The organism is uncultured Devosia sp. (assembly GCF_964244875.1).
In the GTDB taxonomy this organism is placed as follows: domain Bacteria; phylum Pseudomonadota; class Alphaproteobacteria; order Rhizobiales; family Devosiaceae; genus Devosia.
This window is the reverse complement of sequence record NZ_CAXTKA010000002.1, coordinates 298,822-318,532: the sequence shown is the minus strand read 5'-3', so window position 1 is coordinate 318,532 and position 19,711 is coordinate 298,822. Positions and strand designations below refer to the sequence as shown.

Annotated in this window: 19 protein-coding genes and 1 pseudogene; 17 read left to right on the top strand and 3 right to left on the bottom strand. The window is 65.1% G+C overall.

What is annotated here, in order from left to right; translation table 11 throughout:
* Window positions 1–29: 29 nt before the first annotated feature.
* From ACFE8X_RS04020 to ACFE8X_RS03995, 6 genes are all read left to right on the top strand, one after another.
* A complete protein-coding gene (locus ACFE8X_RS04020) occupies window positions 30–767 on the top strand; it encodes a TSUP family transporter (RefSeq protein ID WP_375450165.1) in 738 nt (245 codons plus the stop codon).
* A 42-nt stretch (window positions 768–809) separates the two neighbouring features.
* On the top strand, window positions 810–1,721 hold the full coding sequence (locus ACFE8X_RS04015) for a LysR family transcriptional regulator (protein ID WP_375450164.1): 912 nt from the start codon (window positions 810–812) through the stop codon (window positions 1,719–1,721).
* A gap of 71 nt (window positions 1,722–1,792) precedes the next feature.
* On the top strand, window positions 1,793–2,173 hold the full coding sequence (locus tag ACFE8X_RS04010) for a hypothetical protein (RefSeq protein WP_375450163.1): 381 nt from the start codon (window positions 1,793–1,795) through the stop codon (window positions 2,171–2,173).
* Between the two features lie 46 nt (window positions 2,174–2,219).
* Window positions 2,220–2,720: a copper chaperone PCu(A)C gene (locus ACFE8X_RS04005; RefSeq protein WP_375450162.1), complete on the top strand. Its 501-nt coding sequence runs from the start codon at window positions 2,220–2,222 to the stop codon at window positions 2,718–2,720.
* A 3-nt stretch (window positions 2,721–2,723) separates the two neighbouring features.
* A complete protein-coding gene (locus tag ACFE8X_RS04000; protein ID WP_375450161.1) occupies window positions 2,724–3,311 on the top strand; it encodes an SCO family protein in 588 nt (195 codons plus the stop codon).
* Window positions 3,312–3,383: 72 nt separating this feature from the next.
* Window positions 3,384–3,782, top strand: coding sequence for a VOC family protein (locus tag ACFE8X_RS03995; RefSeq protein ID WP_375450160.1), 399 nt, complete (start codon window positions 3,384–3,386; stop codon window positions 3,780–3,782).
* On the opposite strand, the gene ACFE8X_RS03990 is transcribed toward ACFE8X_RS03995, so the two are convergent.
* From ACFE8X_RS03990 to ACFE8X_RS03980, 3 genes are read right to left on the bottom strand one after another with little or no spacing between them, the layout of a single operon-like run.
* On the bottom strand, window positions 3,779–5,314 hold the full coding sequence (locus tag ACFE8X_RS03990) for a hypothetical protein (RefSeq protein WP_375450159.1): 1,536 nt from the start codon (window positions 5,312–5,314) through the stop codon (window positions 3,779–3,781). The genes ACFE8X_RS03995 and ACFE8X_RS03990 overlap by 4 nt on opposite strands.
* Window positions 5,315–5,318: 4 nt before the next feature.
* Window positions 5,319–6,257: a DUF6384 family protein gene (locus ACFE8X_RS03985; protein ID WP_375450158.1), complete on the bottom strand. Its 939-nt coding sequence runs from the start codon at window positions 6,255–6,257 to the stop codon at window positions 5,319–5,321.
* A gap of 32 nt (window positions 6,258–6,289) precedes the next feature.
* Window positions 6,290–7,516 (bottom strand): cell surface protein, encoded by a 1,227-nt coding sequence (locus tag ACFE8X_RS03980; protein ID WP_375450157.1) that lies wholly within the window; start codon window positions 7,514–7,516, stop codon window positions 6,290–6,292.
* A gap of 233 nt (window positions 7,517–7,749) precedes the next feature.
* Between ACFE8X_RS03980 and ACFE8X_RS03975 the strand changes: the two genes are divergently transcribed.
* From ACFE8X_RS03975 to deoA, 11 genes and pseudogenes are all read left to right on the top strand, one after another.
* Window positions 7,750–8,229 (top strand): CoxG family protein, encoded by a 480-nt coding sequence (locus ACFE8X_RS03975; protein ID WP_375450156.1) that lies wholly within the window; start codon window positions 7,750–7,752, stop codon window positions 8,227–8,229.
* Between the two features lie 100 nt (window positions 8,230–8,329).
* Window positions 8,330–8,452 carry a hypothetical protein gene (locus tag ACFE8X_RS03970; RefSeq protein WP_375450155.1) on the top strand — a complete coding sequence of 41 codons (123 nt, stop codon included), beginning with the start codon at window positions 8,330–8,332 and terminating at the stop codon, window positions 8,450–8,452.
* A 169-nt stretch (window positions 8,453–8,621) separates the two neighbouring features.
* Entirely contained in the window at window positions 8,622–9,623 is a 1,002-nt protein-coding gene (locus ACFE8X_RS03965; protein WP_375450154.1) for a BMP family protein, read from the top strand.
* A gap of 24 nt (window positions 9,624–9,647) precedes the next feature.
* Window positions 9,648–11,198: pseudogene (locus ACFE8X_RS03960) on the top strand (ABC transporter ATP-binding protein); the annotation flags it as partial.
* 131 nt (window positions 11,199–11,329) lie between these two features.
* Window positions 11,330–12,424: an ABC transporter permease gene (locus ACFE8X_RS03955; protein WP_375450295.1), complete on the top strand. Its 1,095-nt coding sequence runs from the start codon at window positions 11,330–11,332 to the stop codon at window positions 12,422–12,424.
* Complete coding sequence (locus tag ACFE8X_RS03950; RefSeq protein ID WP_375450153.1) at window positions 12,424–13,395, top strand: ABC transporter permease; 972 nt, start codon at window positions 12,424–12,426, stop codon at window positions 13,393–13,395. Before ACFE8X_RS03955 ends, ACFE8X_RS03950 begins: the two co-directional genes overlap by 1 nt.
* A 19-nt stretch (window positions 13,396–13,414) precedes the next feature.
* Window positions 13,415–13,822 (top strand): cytidine deaminase, encoded by a 408-nt coding sequence (locus ACFE8X_RS03945; protein ID WP_375450152.1) that lies wholly within the window; start codon window positions 13,415–13,417, stop codon window positions 13,820–13,822.
* A gap of 97 nt (window positions 13,823–13,919) precedes the next feature.
* Entirely contained in the window at window positions 13,920–14,714 is a 795-nt protein-coding gene (locus tag ACFE8X_RS03940; protein WP_375450151.1) for a purine-nucleoside phosphorylase, read from the top strand.
* Window positions 14,711–15,700, top strand: a complete 990-nt coding sequence (deoC, locus tag ACFE8X_RS03935; protein WP_375450150.1) for a deoxyribose-phosphate aldolase — start codon at window positions 14,711–14,713, stop codon at window positions 15,698–15,700. Before ACFE8X_RS03940 ends, deoC begins: the two co-directional genes overlap by 4 nt.
* Window positions 15,701–15,857: 157 nt before the next feature.
* A complete protein-coding gene (locus ACFE8X_RS03930; protein ID WP_375450149.1) occupies window positions 15,858–18,227 on the top strand; it encodes an aldehyde dehydrogenase family protein in 2,370 nt (789 codons plus the stop codon).
* A 153-nt stretch (window positions 18,228–18,380) separates the two neighbouring features.
* The gene (gene deoA, locus ACFE8X_RS03925) at window positions 18,381–19,703 is read left to right on the top strand and encodes a thymidine phosphorylase (RefSeq protein WP_375450148.1); all 1,323 of its coding nucleotides are present in this window, start codon (window positions 18,381–18,383) and stop codon (window positions 19,701–19,703) included.
* Window positions 19,704–19,711: the final 8 nt, after the last annotated feature.

Sequence of the window (19,711 nt, the reverse complement as noted above, 5' to 3'; positions counted from 1 at the left end):
CACAAGGCCGGCGGCATGAGGACAAATCGATGAGTATCTGGATTGGCGCGGCCATGCTGGCGGCGGTGTTTGTCACCTCCACCATTTCGGGCATTTTCGGCATGGCCGGCGGCCTGATCCTTCTGGCGCTGCTCCTGCTCATCCTGCCCGTCGGCACCGCCATCGCCGTGCAGGGCGTCATCCAGATCGTGGCCAATGGCTCGCGTGCCATGCTGTCGCGGGCGTTCATCGATTGGCGCATCCTGGGCACCATGATGTTGGGGCTGCTGGTGGCCGGCGTGATCCTGTGGCTATCGCGCTATACGCCGGCGCTGGCCACGGTCTATATCGCGGTCGGCCTGTTGCCCATCCTGGTCTGGCTGCCCCCGTCCTGGCTGCAGCTGGATGCGGCCAGGCCACTGCATGCCTTCGCCTGCGGCTTTCTGGGGGGCGGGCTCAACCTGACGGTGGGGGTGTCCGGGCCCTCGATCGACATCTTTTTCATCCGCACGACGCTGGATCGCCGCACCATCGTTGCCACCAAGGCGGCCATGCAGGTATTGTCCCACCTGTCCAAGGTTGTGTTCTATTGGCAGGCCGCCATGGTGCTCGACGCGACCGAATGGGGCGCCGTGCTGCTGGCGGCGCCCTTTGCCATTGCCGGCACCAGCGCGGGCTATTGGGTGCTGCAGCGCCTGACCGACGTCAATTTTCGCGCCTGGATGCGCTGGATCGTTACGGCTATCGGAGGATACTATCTGGTTCAGGGCATTGCACTGGTGCTCTGAACGATGCACTCCGCTACGATGGGCATCACCGGGGGAGATGGCATGCACAGTTTCGACAGCGTCACCGCGCGGCTGATCCTGCTGTTGGCGGACACCGGCTCGATCGGCCGTGCCGCCGAGCGCGAGGGTATCGCCTCTTCGGCGGTCAGCCGGCGCGTGTCGGACCTGGAGGCGCGGCTCGGCGTCGCCCTGTTCGATCGTTCGGCGCATGGCGTCAAGCTGACCAGTTCCGGCCAGGCCTATGCCGAAGGCTGCCGCACCGTTTTGCGCGCCATTGCCGACCTCGATACGGTCATGGTCGATTTCGGCACCGGCCAGCGCGGCAGCCTGCGCCTGGCCTGCACCAGTTCGGCGCTGACCGGGCGCCTGCCCGAACTTCTGGCGCGCTATGCCGGCAAGCACCAGGCCATCACGCTCGACCTGCAGGAGACCAGCGCCGCCAAGGCGCTGCTGGCGCTCGATGAAGGCCGCGCCGATATCGCCATCGTCTCCGACAATTACGATTTCAGCCGCTTCGAAATCAAGCCCTTCGAGGACGACCGCGTCTGGGTGCTGGCGCCGCCCGATCATCCCCTGGCGGGCGAGATCAAGCCGCGGCGCAATATCGCCTTCGCCCAGGTGCTGGCATACGACATCGTGGGCATCCACCATGCCGGCTCGCTCGATCGCCTGTTGATCGAAGCGGCCAGCAAGGCCGGCAAGCCGTTGGGCGAACGCGTCCGCGTCGAAAGCTTTCCCGCACTGGTGCGCATGGTGGAAGCGGGCTTCGGCATCGGCTTTTTGCGCTCAACCAGCCTGCACCTGCTGGCCGGCACCGACCTGGTCTGCGCGCCTTTGGCCGAGCCCTGGGCGCTGCGCCAATTGCTGGTCGCGCGGCGCAAGACCAGCCCGCTATCGGCCGCGATGCGCGCCTTCATCGCCTTGTGCGCCGAAACCTATGCGCCCTCAAGCTGAGGCTTGCGGCAATAAAGCCATTGAGGCCGGCGCCGCAAAACCCTAAAGCTGCGGGAGGGGAGCCCATCCGCATGGCATCGTCGCGCAGCATCGCCAGGGAGATCGGCACGGCGTTTGCCGTCCTGGCGCTGTATCTTTTGACCATCCTGACCCCGCTGCACCAGGCGCGCGCCACCCAGCTCGATTTTGCCGCCGCCGGTTACCAGACCACCCAGCTCGGCTGGGTGCTGTGCTCGTCCACGACCGATCCCGCCGAAGGCAAGAGCCTTGTCACCAAATGTCCTGCGGCCGGCATCGCCAAGCAAACCTTGCTGGCGCCGGCCCCCGTGGTGCTGGCGCTCGGCGCCATCACGCCGGCCTTGGCGATCGCCTATGCACCGCTGTCGCCAACGCGCGCCGGGACAAGCCTTAATCCTTCCGCGCCGCCGCGAGGCCCCCCCGCAATCGCCTGATCATCGGCCCGCCGGGCCCGTTCAGACCATTGTTGGAGCTTTCATCATGTTTCGTGCCTTGTTTCGTGCCGCGCTTGCGGCCATCGTCCTGCTGTATCCCACGCTTGCCCTTGCCCATGAGGGCCACGATCTGGGCCCCACCACTGCCATCGGGACGCTCGAATTGCGCGGCGGCTTTACCCGCGCCACCCTGCCCAATGCCCCCGTCGGCGGGGGCTTTGTGACCATCACCAACAATGGCGCCACGCCCGACCGGCTGGTGTCGGTCAGCACCCCCGCCGCCGAAGTCGGGCAATTGCATGACATGACCATGGACGGCGACGTCATGAAAATGCGGGCCATGACCGAGGGCGTCGTCATCCCGCCCGGCCAGACCGTCACCCTGGCGCCGGGCGGGCTGCACATGATGTTCATGGGCCTCAAGGGCGCGTTCGTCGAAGGCCAGAGCGTTGCCGTCACCCTGACCTTCGAGCGGGCCGGCACGGTGACGCTCGATCTGCCGGTGCTGGGCGCTGCCGCCGACGCCCCCATGCACATGGATCACTAGGCCATGACCATCAAGACGGTTCGTCTCTGGCTCTGGGTTGCCGTTGCCGCCCTGGGCATCACCGCCGCCACGGCGGCATTGCTGCTGCGGCCGTCCGCCCAGGGTGGTTTTGGTGGCGGTCACTATAGCCTCCTCGATCAACGCGGCCAAAGCGTCGACGGGACCCTGTTGTCCGGCCACCCCTCCATGCTGTTCTTCGGCTTCACCCATTGCCCCGAGGTCTGCCCGACCACGCTGGCGGAAATGGCATCCTGGTACGAGGCGCTCGGCGCGGAGGCCGGCGATCTGCGCGCCTATTTCGTGACCATCGATCCCGAACGCGACACGCCCGCGATCATCGCGGACTACGTGGCCTTCGTCTCCGACCGCGTCACCGGGCTCACCGGCGATCCGGCCGAAATCGCCAAGATGGCCAGGGCCTGGGGCGTCCACTACGAGAAAGTGCCGCTGGAGGGCGCCGACTACACCATGGACCACACCGCCTCGGTGTATCTGATCAACGCCAGGGGCGAGTTCGAGGGCACCATCGCCTATCGCGAAGACGGCGCCACCGCACTGGCCAAGCTGCGCAAGCTGTTGGCGGGCGCATAACCATAGCGGGGCGGGTGCAAATCCGCCCCGGCCTGCGTAAGCTGGCGCCACCTGATTTGGGAGCGCCCGGCCATGCAGCCACGGATCAATATCATCACCATCGGCGTCGACGATCTGGAACGCGCGTTCAGCTTTTACCGGGCATTGTTCGACCTGCCCGACGAGAGCATCGGGGCCGGGGAGGACCACGTGGCCTTCTTCATGGACGAGGATTTTTCCTTCGTGCTGTTTCCGCGCGAACAGATCGCCCAGACTGCCGGCAAGGACGTCCTGGTCGCGGGCACGCCCCAGTTCGTGCTCAGCCACACCGCCAGCAGCGCCGCCGAAGTCGATGCCATTCTCGATCAGGTGCTGATTGCCGGCGGCGCCGTGATCACGCCGGGCACCCAGTCCGAATGGGGTTATTCGGCTTACTTCGAAGATAGCGAAGGCAATGTGTGGGAACTGATGGCCACGCCCCCGGCCAACTAGAACCCGCCGCCGGTGGTGAAGCCGCCGCCGCTTTTGCGGGTGCCTTGGGAGCCGGTGCGGGGGCGCGAGAAGCCGCCGCCGGGAGACGGGCCGCCCGAGGGGCGGTTCCAGCCGCCGCCGCCGAAACCGCCGCCCCTGGGCTTGCTGCCGCTGATGCTGGAATCGGGCCAGGTGAAGCCGCCGCCGCGATCCGGGCGGCCCCGGCCATTGTTGGGCAGCCCGATCCCGCCGCCCCAGTCGGTGGTGCCGGCGCTCCAGTTCTGGCTTTTCTGCCACTGGCCCCAATAGGTCGCGGCGCTGATGCCGCCACGCAGGAAATCGTTGAGCAGGTCGCCCACCAGCCGCTCCTCGCGAAAGGTCGAGCGGGGATCGTCGAACCGCTGCTTCTTGAACTCCCACTGGATATCCTCCAGATCGCGCCGCCGCGCCGCCAGCGTCTTGAGGCGGTCCTTCTGCTCGCGCGTCTCGCTGTCCTCGTCCTTGATGCGGGTGCGCGCATCGTCGATCTGGGCGACGATGGTGTCGTCCTGCCCGGTGCGGGTGCGGCGCGCCTCGGCCAACAGCGTCTGGATATCCTCGCGCCCCAGCCCCGCCGCCAGGGCCGCCAGGGCATCGGCAAAGGCTGGGTCCTTGCCTTCGGACAGGCCGGCCAACGCGCCGGCGGTGTCGTCGCGCCTGTCCTCGGCCAAGACGATCTCGTGGTCGATCGCCTCGATCCGGGCGTGGATGGCCTCCAGCGCCTCACGGATCGGCTTGCCGCCGGCGGCATCGATCGCCTGGGTCTCGAGCGCATCGAGTTCGGCCTCGGCCTGCTGCGCATTGCCGATCTGGCGCTCGGCATGCTCGCGCAGCCGCAGGGGAATTTCATTGAGCATGGCAAAATTGGGCCGCGCCTTCTCGAACCGCACCAGCCCCGCCACGAGGCTGTCGAGATAGCGGATCAGCGTGTTGACGCGATAGCCGCTGGTGCCATAGCCGCGCTCCCACAGATAGGTGAACAGCGGGTCCTCGCGATAGGGCTTGCCCTTCTGTTCGCGATCGCCTTCTGCCTGTTCGGTCTTGCGCATCGATTGAGCCGCGACCTCGGCCAGTTCACGCGCCTCGGCCCGTTTGGCGGCGAAAGCGGGTTCCTTGGCGATGCTGGCGCCCATCCGGCCGGCCAGCGCCTTGAGCTCGGCCTGCCGCGCGTCCAGCTCCTTGAGCGCCGCTGCGCGCAATTCGGTCGAGCGGGCCAGCGCCCCGTCGATCGCCGCCAGTTCTTTTTCGGTCTGGCTCAAGTTCCTGGCGTGGGCCTTGAGCATGTCGCGCGCCTTGACCTCGGCCTGCGAGATGCGCCCGTCCAGCTCAGCCTGTACCGCAGGGTCCAGCCGCAACTGCGCCAACTGGCGGAACAGCTCCGCCTCGGTTTCGCCGATCTTGCTGATGCGCTCGGCAGAGCGGGCCAGGCGCTTGGAAATCTCGTCCTCTTCGCGACGGATGTCGCGCATCGCCTCGTCCAGCGAGGCCAGGGCTTCGGGTCCGCGGATGCTCATGGCCTTACCACCGCGTTATCGCCCCACCCAAGGTGGGCATGACATATTCGACATCGAGGAACCCGTCCGACTTGCGGCCGACCTCGTTGACCTGGATGATGCCATCGTCTATCTTGTCGTTTCGCACGGCGTCGTAAACGTTCTGCGGTACGCGCACGCCCCAGTGATCGACGGTTTCGGTCGTGCCGTCCTCCTCGCTGAGGACGGGCAATGACAGGGTCTTGCCGTCGGCATTGATCGCCTCGACCACCACATAGTAGTTGGTGGCCGCGGTATTGACCCGCGGAATGGTCCAGACTCCCGAATCCACGCCCGGCCGGTTGACGACGCGCAGCGTATATTCCTGGCGCAACCGGTCGCGCAGCGCCGCCAGATGGGTTACCGCCGCCTCGGCGTCTGCCCGATTGCCCTCGGCCGCAAACGCCTTGCCGCGCAGGCGCAACTGCTCGGCCTGCACCACCGCCTGCTGCACTTTGGTTTCTTCGAAGATGGTCTGGTAGATGGCGTCCATCTCGGCCGGCAGGCCTTGCGTCAGATCGATCCGCGCCTGCTCGGCGGTACCGGCCTGATAGGGCTGATAGACCAGGAAATAGCCGCTCAGCACCACGGCCAGAACCACGAAGAGGCTGAGCGCGGGCCGGCCCCATTTGGCCCGGCTGACGTAAAGGCGGGCGATTCTGGTGCCCAGGCTCGGCTTGGGCGGCTCGTAAAGGAAGCGGCTTTCGGCCAGGGCCGCGACACCTTCCTTGAGGATGGCGTCGGTGACCTCGATGCCCTGTTGGTGATAGATGTCGCGCAGCTTGTCGATCAGCTGCTGCTCGCGGGTCACCCCGTCGAGTTCGCGGACCGCCAAATCCTGCCGGTGGCGCAGCGTGTCCACCACGTCCATCGCCAGCATGACTTCATCCAGCGGAGCTGCCGGCCGGGCCGTCACGTCACTCATGGTTGCGGGTCACCCAAATCCTTGCCGATGCCTCAGGATTTGCTGGCCAGCAGCAGCGCATTGCCGTCGGCGGCCAGGCGCGCCAGGCGCCGCTTGCCGTCCTCGACCGCGTCGCGGATTTCCGCCGAATTCCTGGTCGATGCCACGCGCATCTCGTTGATGATGGTGCGCGATTTTTCCTGGAAGTTGACGACGCTGTCGACCAGCTTGCGAACCGCATCGGCGCGCACGGTGGGGCCGTAGCCGGCCTTGACCGCCTCTTCCTGCACCTTGTCGCCGATTTCGCTCAGGGTCTCGAGGCTCTTGCTCATGCCCTCTTTCATCGCATTGAGGGTCTGGGTGGATTCATGCAGCCCGAACATGCCGGTGAACGAGGCGCTCAGCGCCGTCAGCACCGTCTCGTTGGTGGAAAAAAACGAGATCGACTGCTGATAGACGCGCTCCTTGGCATTGGTCGTCTGCATCAGCCGCGCCATCACCACTTCGGACGTGTTGTAGGAGATGGTCAGATTGTCCGACAGGTCCTTGGCGATCTGGTAGCGGTTTTCCTCGTTCTGCATGTCGCGCAGCTTCTCGTCGCGATCCATTTCGAGACGCGCCCGGTCCGCCGGTACGGTGCCGGCATAGCCGGCCACGGCGGCAGAGGAGGCTTCCAGGACGCCTTTTTTTTCGCCCAGCCGCTGCTCGGCGGTCGCCAGAACTTCCAGCGCCATTACCTCGGCCTGCTTGAGGGCGCCGCGAAAATCGCGATAGGCTTCGAGGATGATATGCTCGCGATCGATCTGGTCCTTGGTATCGGCGGTCACCGACAGATAGGTGTCGCGCACGGTGTTGAAGCGCTGGGCGATGTCGCCGCGGCTCACCTTCATCCACACATTGGACACCCGCTCCATCATGTCCAGCCGGTTGTCGGCCAACTGGTCGACCATGCCCTTGGCATCGTCGCGAATGGAATCAAAGCCCTTGGTAATGTCCTCGTAGCGTTCGCCGATCTTCATGGCGCCCACCTGCTCGCGCACCACCTCGTTGAAGGCGCCGGCCTGGCTCAGCGTGCGCCCGATCAGCACCACGCGCGTCTCGTCCAGTTCGGTGATCTGCGCCAGAAGGCCGGTGATCGGCTGCTCGCCCTGCTGTTCGGGCCAGATGCCCAGGTCGCGGATCGCGTTGACCGCCTTGTCCAGGTATTGCAAGGGCTTTTCGGTGACAACAGGGGTTGGTGGCGTCGCACTCAGCGTTGCATTGGCGGTGTCATCGGTCATAGTCGCTCCCCATATCCCTGCGCGGCGCCGCGTGCGCAATAGATTGCCGCTGGGCCGCGCCGTGACAATTGCATGTGCCGCCCGACCCCACTATTTGTTCATATTGGTGCGAAAAAGCCGCACGTAAAGAGCGGGATGGCACGACATGGCGAGCACAGGTAGAGCCGGGCTTTCGGGCTACAATGGGGCGTTGACGCCCCTGTGACGCGTGCCGCCGTGGGAAGGGTTTGTTGATGGAGTTCGGTGGCCGCTACCACGTCGCTGCGCCGCGCCCCCAGGTTTGGGCCGCGCTCAACGACACCGCCGTCCTCAAGGCGGCCATTCCGGGCTGCCATCGCATCGAATGGGCGGGCGATGCGGCGCTGGACCTCGAGATCAAGGTCAATCTGGGCGTCATTCACCCCGTGTTCAAAGGCGGCCTGGCGCTGACCTATATCGTTCCGGCCGAGCGCTATACCCTGACCGGCAAGGGCAAGGGCGGCCTGCTGGGCCTGGCCGAGGGCGCTGCCGATATCGTCCTGCTCGATGCGGGCGAGGACACCGAACTGGTGTTCACCGCCCAGGGCGGGGCTTCGGGCCAGCTCATGCGGCTGGGCAAGGCCATGATCGGCAATTCGGCGCAACGGGTCATCGACGGCTTTTTCGAGCGCTTCGGAACCGCAATGGGCGCGGCCGTGACCCCGCTACCGCCCCCCGTCTTAACCAGTGATTAACCCTGCGCGTCACTGCCTTGAAACGATCATGATCGCCGCTGCGGTTCTGGGTTAGGAAAGGGCTAACACCGTCCCCGCAATGCCAACCAATCGACCCCTCATGACCGATCGCAACCAGGATACCATCGCGCTTCTCGCCATCGGCCTTGCCGCCCTGCTTGCGGTGTTTTCCGCGGACGGCAATCTGGCCGACCTGTTCGCCCACATCCTGACCCGCTTCTGAGCGGCGCAGGCCCGTCAGGCGGGCATTCGCCCAATTTTTGACCACTTGGGCAAAAATGCTGTTTTCCCTCTTGCGGGGCGAACGTTTGCACGATTGTATCGGCCGCAGCGCACGGGGATTGTCCGTTGGAGCCTAGCGTCCACGCTCATGTGCGAACAGGGAGACTTCCATGACATTGACTTCTTTCACCAAGGCCATTGCCGGCGGCGTCGCACTGAGCGCGATCCTGACGGGCGTGGCCTTTGCCGAGCCGGCCGTGATCTATGACGGCGGCGGCAAGTTCGACAAATCCTTCAACGAAGCTGCTTATAACGGCGCCGAGCAGTACAAGACGGAAACCGGCGAAACCTATGGTGAGTTCGAAATCACCAGCGATGCCCAGCGCGAGCAGGCCCTGCGCCAGTTCGCCAGCCGCGGCTATAGCCCGATCGTGACCCCCGGCTACAATTTCGTGACCGCGCTGCAGGCCGTGGCGCCCGAGTTTCCGGATGTGCACTTCGTCATCCTCGATGCCGCCGTGGATCTGCCCAACGTGCGTTCGGTCCTGTTCAAGGAACAGGAAGGCTCCTATCTCGTCGGCATTCTGGCCGCGATGAAGTCGCAATCGGGCACCATCGGCGTCATCCCGGCCTTCAACCTGGATTTGCTGGAAGCCTTTGCCTGCGGCTACAAGCAGGGCGCCCATTCGGTGAACCCCGACATCAAGGTGCTCGAGACCTATATCGGCGCCGGCTTTGAGGCCTTCAACGACCCGGCCAAGGCGGCCGAAGTCGCCAAGAGCCAGCTCGACCAGGGCGCGGACGTGCTCTACCAGGTCGCCGGTGGCGCCGGTGCGGGCGTGCTGCAGGCCGCCGCCGATGCCGGCAAGTTCGGTATCGGCGTCGACAGCAACCAGAACTACCTCCATCCCGGCAATGTGCTGACCTCGATGACCAAGCGCGTCGATGTGGCCACTTACAATGCCTTCATGGATGAAAAGAACGGCGCCTGGACTGCGGGCGTAGTGACCCTGGGCCTGGCCGAAGACGGTGTCGGCGCCGCGTTCGACGACAACAACGCGTCCCTCATCACCCCCGAAATGACCGCTGCCGTCGACAAGGCGCGTGCCGATATCGTCTCGGGAACCCTCGAAGTGCACGATTTCCGCACCGACAAGGCTTGCCCGGTCTGATGGCGGCAAGAGTTTAGCCGCCTTATGGCAACGCCAACCACATCGGCGCAGCGGCTCCAGACAGCCGCTGCGCCAGCGCCCGCCATCGAATTGCGGGCCATCAACAAGCATTTCGGCCCGGTCCACGCCAATCGCGACATCGACCTGGTCGTGCGGCGCGGCACGGTGCACGGCATCGTCGGCGAAAACGGCGCCGGCAAATCGACGCTGATGTCGATCCTTTATGGCTTTTACACCGCCGACAGCGGCACCATCCTGGTCAATGGCAACCCCCAGACCATTACCGACAGCCGCCACGCCTTGGCGCTCGGCATCGGCATGGTGCACCAGCATTTCATGCTGGTGGAAAATTTCTCGGTGCTGGAAAACGTGGTGCTCGGCGCCGAGGACTCCGCGTTCCTGCGTCCCACGCTCACCAAGGCCCGCGCCCAGCTCAAGCGGCTGGCGGCCGATTATGGCCTCGAAGTCGATCCCGATGCCATCATCGAGGATCTTTCGGTGGGCCAGCAGCAGCGCGTGGAAATCCTCAAGGCGCTCTATCGCGGCGCCGAAGTGCTGATCCTGGACGAGCCCACTGGCGTTCTGACCCCGGCCGAGGCCGACCATCTGTTCCGCATCCTGCGCACCCTGCGCGATGAGGGCAAGACGATCCTTTTGATCACCCACAAGCTGCGCGAGATCATGGCCATCACCGACAGCGTGTCGGTGATGCGCCAGGGCGCCATGGTCAAGACGCTGGAAACCGCCAAGACCTCGCCGGCCGAACTGGCCGAGGCCATGGTGGGCCGCCGCGTGCTGCTACGCGTCGAAAAAGGTCCCGCCGCGCCGGGCAAGGTCATGCTCGAGGTCAAGGATCTGGTCGTCACCGACGATTTCGGCATTCCCCGCGTCAAGGGCGTCAGCTTCGATGTGCGCGCCGGCGAGATCGTCGGCATCGCCGGCGTATCCGGCAATGGGCAATCCGAATTGCTGGAGTCCATTTCGGGTATGCGCGACCAGTTGCTGGGCACCGTTATGCTCAACGGCCAGCCGCTCTCGCTCAAGGGCGACGACGGCGCCGCCCGCGCCCGCGCCGCCGGCCTCGCCCATGTCCCCGAGGACCGCCAGCGCATGGGGCTGGTCACCGTGTTCGAGGAATGGGAAAATTCCATCCTCGGTTACCAGCATGAATATGGCCAGGGACCAGGCCTGGATATCGCCAAGGCCAAGGCCGAGGCCAGGGAGCGCATCGCCAAGTTCGATATCCGTCCCGCCAATGCCGAGCTCAAGACTGCCAATTTCTCGGGTGGCAACCAGCAAAAGATCGTCCTGGCCCGCGAAATGGAGGGCGATCCCGACGTGCTGATCGTCGGCCAGCCGACGCGCGGCGTCGATATCGGCGCCATCGAATTCATCCACAACCAGATCATCAAGATGCGCGACGCCGGCAAGGCGATCCTGCTGGTCTCGGTAGAGCTCGACGAAATCCGCTCGCTGTCGGACCGCATCATCGTCATCTTCGATGGCCATATCGTCGGCGAAGCCGATCCGGCCACTGCCGACGAGGGGGAGTTGGGGCTATTGATGGCGGGCGTCACCAAAGACGGGCAGGGGCCCGGACCCGGAACCGTTCCCGCCCACGAAACCCCGATCGAAAAGACCTTGGTCGAGCGCGGCCCCAGGGACAATCGCGGCGGCGGCGACAGCATGGACAAATCCTCATGAGCCTGCGCACCCCCCTGCCGCGCTGGGTCGATATCGCCCTGTTGCCGGCGCTCAACGTCATCCTGGCCTTCCTGATCGGCGGCCTGATCGTGCTCGCCGTGGGCCAGAACCCGCTCGAAGCGGTCGGCTACATGATCTACGGCGCCTTCGGCTATGGCAGCGGCTTTGGCTATACGCTGTACTACACCACCGATTTCATCTTCGCCGGGCTGGCCGTATCGCTGGCCTATCACGCCGGCATGTTCAATATCGGGCCCGAGGGCCAGGCCTATGTGGCCGGGCTCGGGGTGATCCTGGTGGCTTTGGCGCTGAACGGGCTGCACTGGGCGATCATGGTCCCGCTGATGATCATCGTTGGCGGCCTGTTCGGGGCATTCTGGGCCTTCATTCCCGGCTATCTGCAGGCCAAGCGCGGCAGCCACATCGTCATCACCACGATTCTCTTCAACTTCATCGCCGTCTCGCTGATGGGCTACCTGATCACCCGTGTGTTCAAGCCCGAAGGCGTGCAGTCCGATGAAAGCGCGCCGATCCAGGCCATTTCGCGCGTGCCGCAGCTGCGCGAGTTCATGCCGCTATTCAAGAACTCCCCGGCCAATATCACCATTTTCCTCGCCATCATCGCCCTGGTCTTCGTTTATTGGCTGACCTGGCACACCAAGTTCGGCTATGCCATGCGCACGCTGGGCCATAACCCGACCGCGGCGCGCTATGCCGGCATTTCCAGCGCGCGCATGATCATGATCACCATGGCCATCTGCGGCGCGTTGGCGGGCATGGTCGCGGTCAATAATGTGGGCGGCGTGCAGGGCCGGCTGATCCTCAATTTCGTCGGCGGTGCCGGGTTTGTCGGGGTCGCGGTAGCCTTCATGGGCAAGGCTCATCCGATCGGCGTGGCACTCTCGGCGCTGCTGTTCGGCGCGCTTTACCAGGGCGGGCAGGAACTGGCCTTTTCCATGCCCGGCATTACCCGCGAAATGATTGTCACCATCCAGGCCCTGGTGATCCTCTTTACCGGCGCCATGGGCGACATGCTGCGCATTCCGCTGGAGCGCCTGTTCGCCGCGCGGGGTAGCGGCACGGCGGGAGGCGGCTGATGCAATATTATACCGATCTGATACTGATCCTTGATTCCACGGTGCGCCTGGCGGTGCCGCTGATCCTGGCGTGCCTGGCCGGGCTCTATTCGGAGCGCGCCGGCATTGTCGACATCGGGCTCGAGGGCAAGCTGTTGGGCGCGGCCTTCGGCGCCGCCGCCATGGCCGCGGTCAGTGGCTCGCCCTGGCTGGGCCTGCTTGCCGGGGTGCTGGTGGCGCTGGGCATGTCGGCCATTCACGGCATTGCCTCGATCAATCTCAAGGGCAACCAGACCATTTCCGGCGTGGCGCTGAATTTCCTAGCCGCCGGGCTGACCACCTTTTTAGGCCAAAGCTGGTTCCACCGCGGCGGCTTCACCCCCCAGCTTGGCGCCGACCAGCGCTTCAACCCCATCACGCTGCCCTTCGCGCCCGAACTGGCCAATGTGCCGATCTTGGGCGGGCTCTATTCCGAGCTGATCTCGGGCCACAATATCCTGACCTACCTTGCCTTTGTCGCCGTGCCGGTGACCGCCTTCGTGCTGTTCCGCACCCGCTTCGGCCTGCGCCTGCGCGCCGTCGGCGAAAACCCCAAGGCGCTCGACACCGCCGGCATCTCCGTGACGCTCTTGCGCTACCAGGCGCTGATCATCACCGCCGTGCTGGTCGGCATCGGCGGCACCTATCTGTCGATTGCTCAATCGGCCGGCTTCAACAACAATATGTCGGCCGGGCGTGGCTATATCGCGCTGGCGGCGCTGATCTTTGCCAAGTGGAGGCCCTGGCCCGCGCTGCTGGTCTGCCTGCTGTTCGGCTTTCTCGACGCGCTGCAGTTCCGGCTGCAGGGCATCAAGTTCGCCATCATCGGCGAGGTGCCGGTCCAGGCCATCCAGGTCTTGCCCTATATCCTGACCATCATCCTGTTGGCCGGCTTCATCGGCCGCGCCGTGGCCCCCAAGGCCTCGGGCATTCCCTACACCAAAGAGCGCTAGCGCTGCCCAAAGGACCGCCATGAGCACACCGACCGACCAGGCCCTGTTCAGCGCTGCCGAAGCCATTCGCGCCAAGGCCTATGCGCCCTATTCCAAGTTCAAGGTCGGCGCTGCCATCCTGGCCGATGACGGCACTATCTATTCAGGCTGCAATATCGAAAACGCCGCCTATCCGCAGGGCAATTGCGCCGAAACCTCCGCTATCGCCGCCATGATCGCGGGGGGCGGCAAGCGCATCACCCGCATTTACGTGACCGGCCCCGGCAAGGCGCCGGTGACGCCCTGCGGCGGCTGCCGGCAACGCATCCGCGAATTCGCCAATCTGGATGTGACGGTGATCTCCCATGGCATCGAGGGCGAGCCGCTGACTTGCACGCTCGAACAATTGCTGCCGCATTCGTTTGGGCCCGAGTTTTTGGGGAAATGATGGTGCCTCCTGATCAACCGAGCCCCCCTTTTCCCCCTGAGGGAGAAGGTGCCTCGCAGGGGCGGATGAGGGGCCACCTTCTATTTGTGAGTCACCCGTGAGCAAAGCCCTCAACACCATCCGCAAGATCGCCGGCAGCGAACCGATCGCTGCTGCCATCGTGCTGGGCTCCGGGCTTTCCGCCCTTGGCGAAGCGTTGGGCGACAAGCTTACCATTCCCTATGGCGAGCTCAAGGGCTTTCCCGGTGCCGGCGTGTCCGGCCATGGCCGTGACCTGCTGATCGGCACCATGGGCGGCAAGCGCATCGCCGTCCTGACCGGGCGCGAGCATTACTACGAACGCGGCAATGCCGCCGCCATGCGCACGGCGCTCGAAACCATGGCTGAGCTGGGCGCATCCACCCTGCTGCTGACCAATTCGGCCGGCTCGCTCGACGAACGATTCCGTCCCGGCGAGCTGATGCTGATCGCCGATCACATCAATTATGCCGGCATGAACCCCCTGATCGGCGAAAAGACCGATCGGCGCTTCGTCAACATGGTCGATTGCTACGCACCCGACCTGCGCGCCAAGGCCAGGGGCCTCGCCGAAAAACTGGACATCCGCCTCAATGAGGGCATTTATCTCTGGTATTCGGGACCAAGCTTCGAGACCGTCGCCGAAATCCAGATGGCGATCCGGCTCGGCGCGACCGCCGTCGGCATGTCGACGGCACCCGAAGTCATTCTGGCGCGTTTCCTGGGTCTGAAGGTCTGGGCCTGCTCGTCCATCACCAATATGGGGGCGGGCCTATCGAGCGAAACTATCAGCCATGAGCATACCAAGACCATGGCAGTGCAAGGCGCGGAAAAACTGAGCAAACTCGTCCCCGCGCTGGTGGAGGAACTATGAGCCTCAAAATCGTCGACAACACGCAGCACGGCATCGGCCATAAACGCAATCCGGGGTTTCCGCTCGATCTGGATTGGGTCGGCCGGGTGCGCATGAACCGTTCGGCGCTGGAGCGCCGCGCCGGCAGCATCGGCGCGCGGCGCACGGTCAAGAAGGATTACCAGCTTGCCTGGCTGCTCAAGGCCGTCACGCTGATGGACCTGACGACGCTCAATGCCGACGATACCGATGGGCGCGTGGAGCGCCTCTGCGCCAAGGCGCGGACCCCGCTGCGGCGCGACATCATCGAAGCCCTGGGCATCGGCACCCTGCGCATCCTGCCGGGCGCGGTCTGCGTCTACCATCCCTTCGTCAAGCCAGCCGTCGCGGCTCTGGCCGGCACCGGCATTCCGGTAGCGGCGGTATCGACGGCTTTTCCCCATGGGCTGGCGCCGGTCGAGACCAAGCTGCGCGAAATCGAGCTGTCGGTCGCCGACGGCGCCAAGGAAATCGACATCGTCATCGAGCGCGGCATGGCGCTGCGCGGCGATTGGCAGGGGCTTTACGACCAGGTCAAGGCCTTCCGCAAGGCTTGTGGCGATGCCCATATCAAGACCATCCTGGGCACCGGCGAATTGGCGACGCAGACCAATATCGCCAAGGCTTCGCTGGTCTGCATGCTGGCGGGGGCGGACTTCATCAAAACCTCGACCGGCAAGGAAAAGGTCAATGCGAACCTCGTCACCAGCCTGACCATGATCCGCATGATCCGCTGGTTCGCAGAGGAAACCGGCATCGAGATCGGCTACAAGCCGGCGGGCGGCATCGCCACGGCCGGCGACGCGTTGAAGTACATGGCGCTGGTGAAGGAAGAGCTGGGCGTCGCCTGGCTGCAGCCGCACCTGTTCCGGTTCGGGGCCAGTTCGCTGCTGACCGATATCGAGCGTCAGCTGGAGCACGGGCTGACCGGGCATTATGCAGCCGATTATCGGCAGCCGATGGTTTAGCGCCCCCTCATCCGGCGCTACGCGCCACCTTCTCCCACGAGGGGAGAAGGGTGACGACTGAAAACTTTCGGCTCCGTCCCCTTCTCCCCTCGTGGGAGAAGGTGCCCGAAGGGCGGATGAGGGGGATGGCGCGCAACGCCGCGCTGAGGAGAATGACATGAACAAGATCGCGCAAATCTTCCAGTCTCTCGATTACGGCCCGGCGCCCGAGGGTCCCGACCAGGCCAATGCCTGGCTCGACAGCCACGAGCGCACGTTTGGGCACTTCATTGGCGGAGCCTGGACCAAGCCGGGCAAGACCTTTGCGTCGGACAATCCGGCGACGGGCAAGGCGCTGGCGCAGATCACCGATGGCACGCCCGAGGACGTCAACGCCGCGGTCAAGGCCGCCCGCGCCGCCTTCCCCGCATGGTCGGGCCTCTCGGGTTATGCGCGCGGCAAGTACCTTTATGCCATCGCCCGCGCCGTGCAAAAGCATGCCCGCCTCTTCGCCGTGCTCGAAACCCTCGACAATGGCAAGCCGATCCGGGAATCGCGCGATATCGATATCCCGCTGGTCGCCCGCCATTTCTACCATCATGCCGGCTGGGCCCAGCATCTGGCGCGCAGCTTTCCCGACCATGTGCCTTATGGTGTGTGCGGGCAGATCATCCCGTGGAACTTTCCCCTTTTGATGCTGGCCTGGAAGATTGCGCCGGCACTGGCCGCCGGCAATACCGTCATCCTCAAGCCCGCCGAGTTCACCTCGCTGACGGCGCTGCTGTTCGCCGAAATCTGCGAGCGCATCGGCCTGCCCAAGGGCGTGGTCAATATCGTCACCGGCGCCGGAGCAACCGGGGCGGCCATCGTCGAGCATCAGGGCATCGACAAGATCGCTTTCACCGGTTCTACCGAAGTGGGCAAGGCCATCCGCGCGGCGACCGCCGGGACCGGCAAGGGCCTCTCGCTCGAACTGGGTGGCAAATCGCCTTATATCGTCTTTGAGGACGCCGACATCGATAGCGCCATCGAAGGCCTGGTCGATGCCATCTGGTTCAACCAGGGCCAGGTGTGCTGCGCCGGCTCGCGCCTTCTGGTGCAGGAGAGTATCGAGGAGCGCTTCATCGCCAAGCTCAAGCTGCGGATGAATACGCTGCGCGTCGGCGATCCGCTGGACAAGTCGGTGGATATCGGCGCGCTGGTCGCGCCCGTCCAGGTGGAACGCATCAAGGACCTGATGCTGCGCGGTGCCGCCGAAGGCGCGGTGATCTATGAGCCCGACGCGATGACGCTGCCGGGAGCCGGGTGCTTCCTCAAGCCGGCGCTGGTGACCCATGTGTCCCCGGCCAATACGCTGGTCGCCGAGGAAATCTTCGGGCCGGTGCTGGTGGCGATGAGCTTCCGCACGCCCGAGGAAGCGGTGGCCTTGGCCAACAACACCAAATACGGCCTTGCCGCGACGATCTGGAGCGAGAACATCAACTTGGCGCTCGATATCGCCCCCAGGATCAAGGCCGGCGTGGTCTGGATCAACGGCACCAACAATTTCGACGCCGCGGTCGGCTTCGGCGGCTACAAGGAATCGGGCTTCGGCCGTGAGGGTGGCCGCGAAGGCATGGCGGCCTATCTGAAGCCAAGATGGGAGAAGGACCTCAAGCCTGCCCCATCAGCCAAACCGGCTGCATCCAAGTCCGTCAACCCGCTCGATACCGGCCACCTGGACCAAACAGCCAAGATGTATATTGGCGGCAAGCAGGCCCGACCCGACAGCGGCTATGATCGGCCAGTGTTCGATCCATCAGGCAAGCTGATCGGCGAAGTGGGCGAGGGCAATCGCAAGGATATCCGCAATGCCGTGGAAGCCGCTCGCGCTGCGCTCGGCTGGGCCACCACCGCCGCCCACACCCGCGCGCAGATCCTCTACTTCCTCGCCGAGAACCTGGATTATCGCCGCGACGAATTTGCCGCCCGCATCACCGCACAGACCGGCGAGGACGGGGCTGAAGAGGTTGCGCTTTCGGTGGAGAGGCTGTTCGCCTTTGCCGGCTGGGCCGACAAGTACGATGGCGCCGTGCACAATCCGCCCCAGCGCACCGTGGCCGTCGCCATGGTCGAACCCCTTGGCGTCATCGGCGTGGTGGCGCCACCCTCGCGCCCGCTGCTGGGTGCCATCGCGCTGATTGCCCCGGCCTTGGCCATGGGCAATCCGGTGGTGCTGGTCCCCTCCGCCCGCGCGCCGCTCAGTGTCACCGATCTCTACCAGGTCATCGAAACCTCCGATGTGCCCAATGGCGTCATCAACATCGTCACCGGCGACAGCGTGACGCTCGCCAGGAGCCTGGCCGAACACGACGGCGTCGACGCGCTATGGTTTGCCGGCGACGCCGAGGCCTCCACCATGGTCGAGAAGGCCTCGATCACCAACCTCAAGCAGACCTGGACCAGCCGGGGGCTGTATTACGATCTGGCCGATCGCCTGTTCGAGGCGGACTATTTCCTGGGCAAGGCCACGCAGGTCAAGAACGTGTGGATTCCGTACGGGGCGTAGTGTGCCCGCCCTCGTGGTTCGAGGCTCGTGAAGAACTTGCACCTCACCATGAGGGCTCACAGAGTTCCGCGCTCCCAGTAGCCCTCAGGGTGAGGTGGGAGCGTAGCGACCCTCGAACCACGAGGGCGTGCCACCCAAGCGAGGCGTCAAAAGTTGGTCTTCCTCCCCCAAGAAATTATCGCGCGGAAACGTGACGGCCATGCCCTGTCGTCCGAGGAAATCGCGGCCTTCATCGCCGGCTTCGTCTCCGGCACCGTCTCTCATGCCCAGGCTGCCGCCTTCGCCATGGCGGTGTATTTCCAGGACATGAGCATGCCCGAGCGGGTGGCGCTGACGCTGGCGATGCGCGACAGCGGCACCGTGCTCGATTGGTCCGATCTCGACGGCCCGGTCGCCGACAAGCATTCCACCGGCGGCGTCGGCGACAATGTCTCGCTGATGCTCGCGCCGATGCTGGCCGCCATCGGCATCTACGTGCCGATGATTTCCGGGCGTGGCCTGGGCCATACCGGGGGCACGCTGGACAAGTTCGACGCCATTCCCGGCTACCAGACCAGCCCCGACAACGCCCTGTTCCGCCAGGTGGTTCGACAGGTCGGCTGCGCCATTATCGGCCAGACCGCCGATCTCGCCCCCGCCGACAACACGCTCTACGCCATTCGCGACGTGACCGGCACGGTGGAGTCCGTCGCCCTGATCACCGCATCGATCCTGTCCAAGAAACTCGCTGCGGGCCTTGGCGCGTTGATCCTCGACGTCAAGACCGGCTCGGGCGCCTTCATGCCGACGCTGGAAAAGTCGCGCGATCTTGCCCAAAGCCTGGTCGAGGTCGCCAATGGCGCCGGCTTGAGGACCGGAGCGCTGATCACCGACATGAACGAGCCGCTGGCTTCGGCGGCCGGCAATGGCCTGGAGGTGCGCAATGCCGTCGATTTCCTCACTGGCCGGCACCAGGATCCGCGGCTCAAGGCGGTGACGCTGGCGCTCTGCGCCACCCTCGCCGAAATGACCGGCATCGCCGAAAATCTGGATGCCGGACACCAACTGGTCGAGGACGCGCTCAGCAGTGGCCGCGCCGCCGAGCGGTTCGGCCGCATGGTCGCGGCGCTGGGCGGTCCGCCCGATTTCGTCGAGCGCATGGATACCCATCTGGCGCCCGCCCCGATCGTGCGCGACGTCTTTGCCACGGGGCAGGGGACTATTGCCGAGATCGATACCAAGGGGGTCGGCATGGCTGTCGTCGCGCTGGGCGGCGGGCGGGCCACGCCGACCGACACCATCGACCATGGCGTCGGGTTCGACCGGCTGCTGGGCCTGGGGGCGCTGGCCGACGGCGCCATGCCCATTGCCCGCATCCACGCTCGCGACGACGCCTCCGCCGCCGATGCCGAACACCGCCTTAAGGCGGCCTATCGCCTGGGCGATCACGCACCGGCCAATCCCCTGATTGCCGACCGCGTCGCCCCCACCACTTAAGGAGCGAA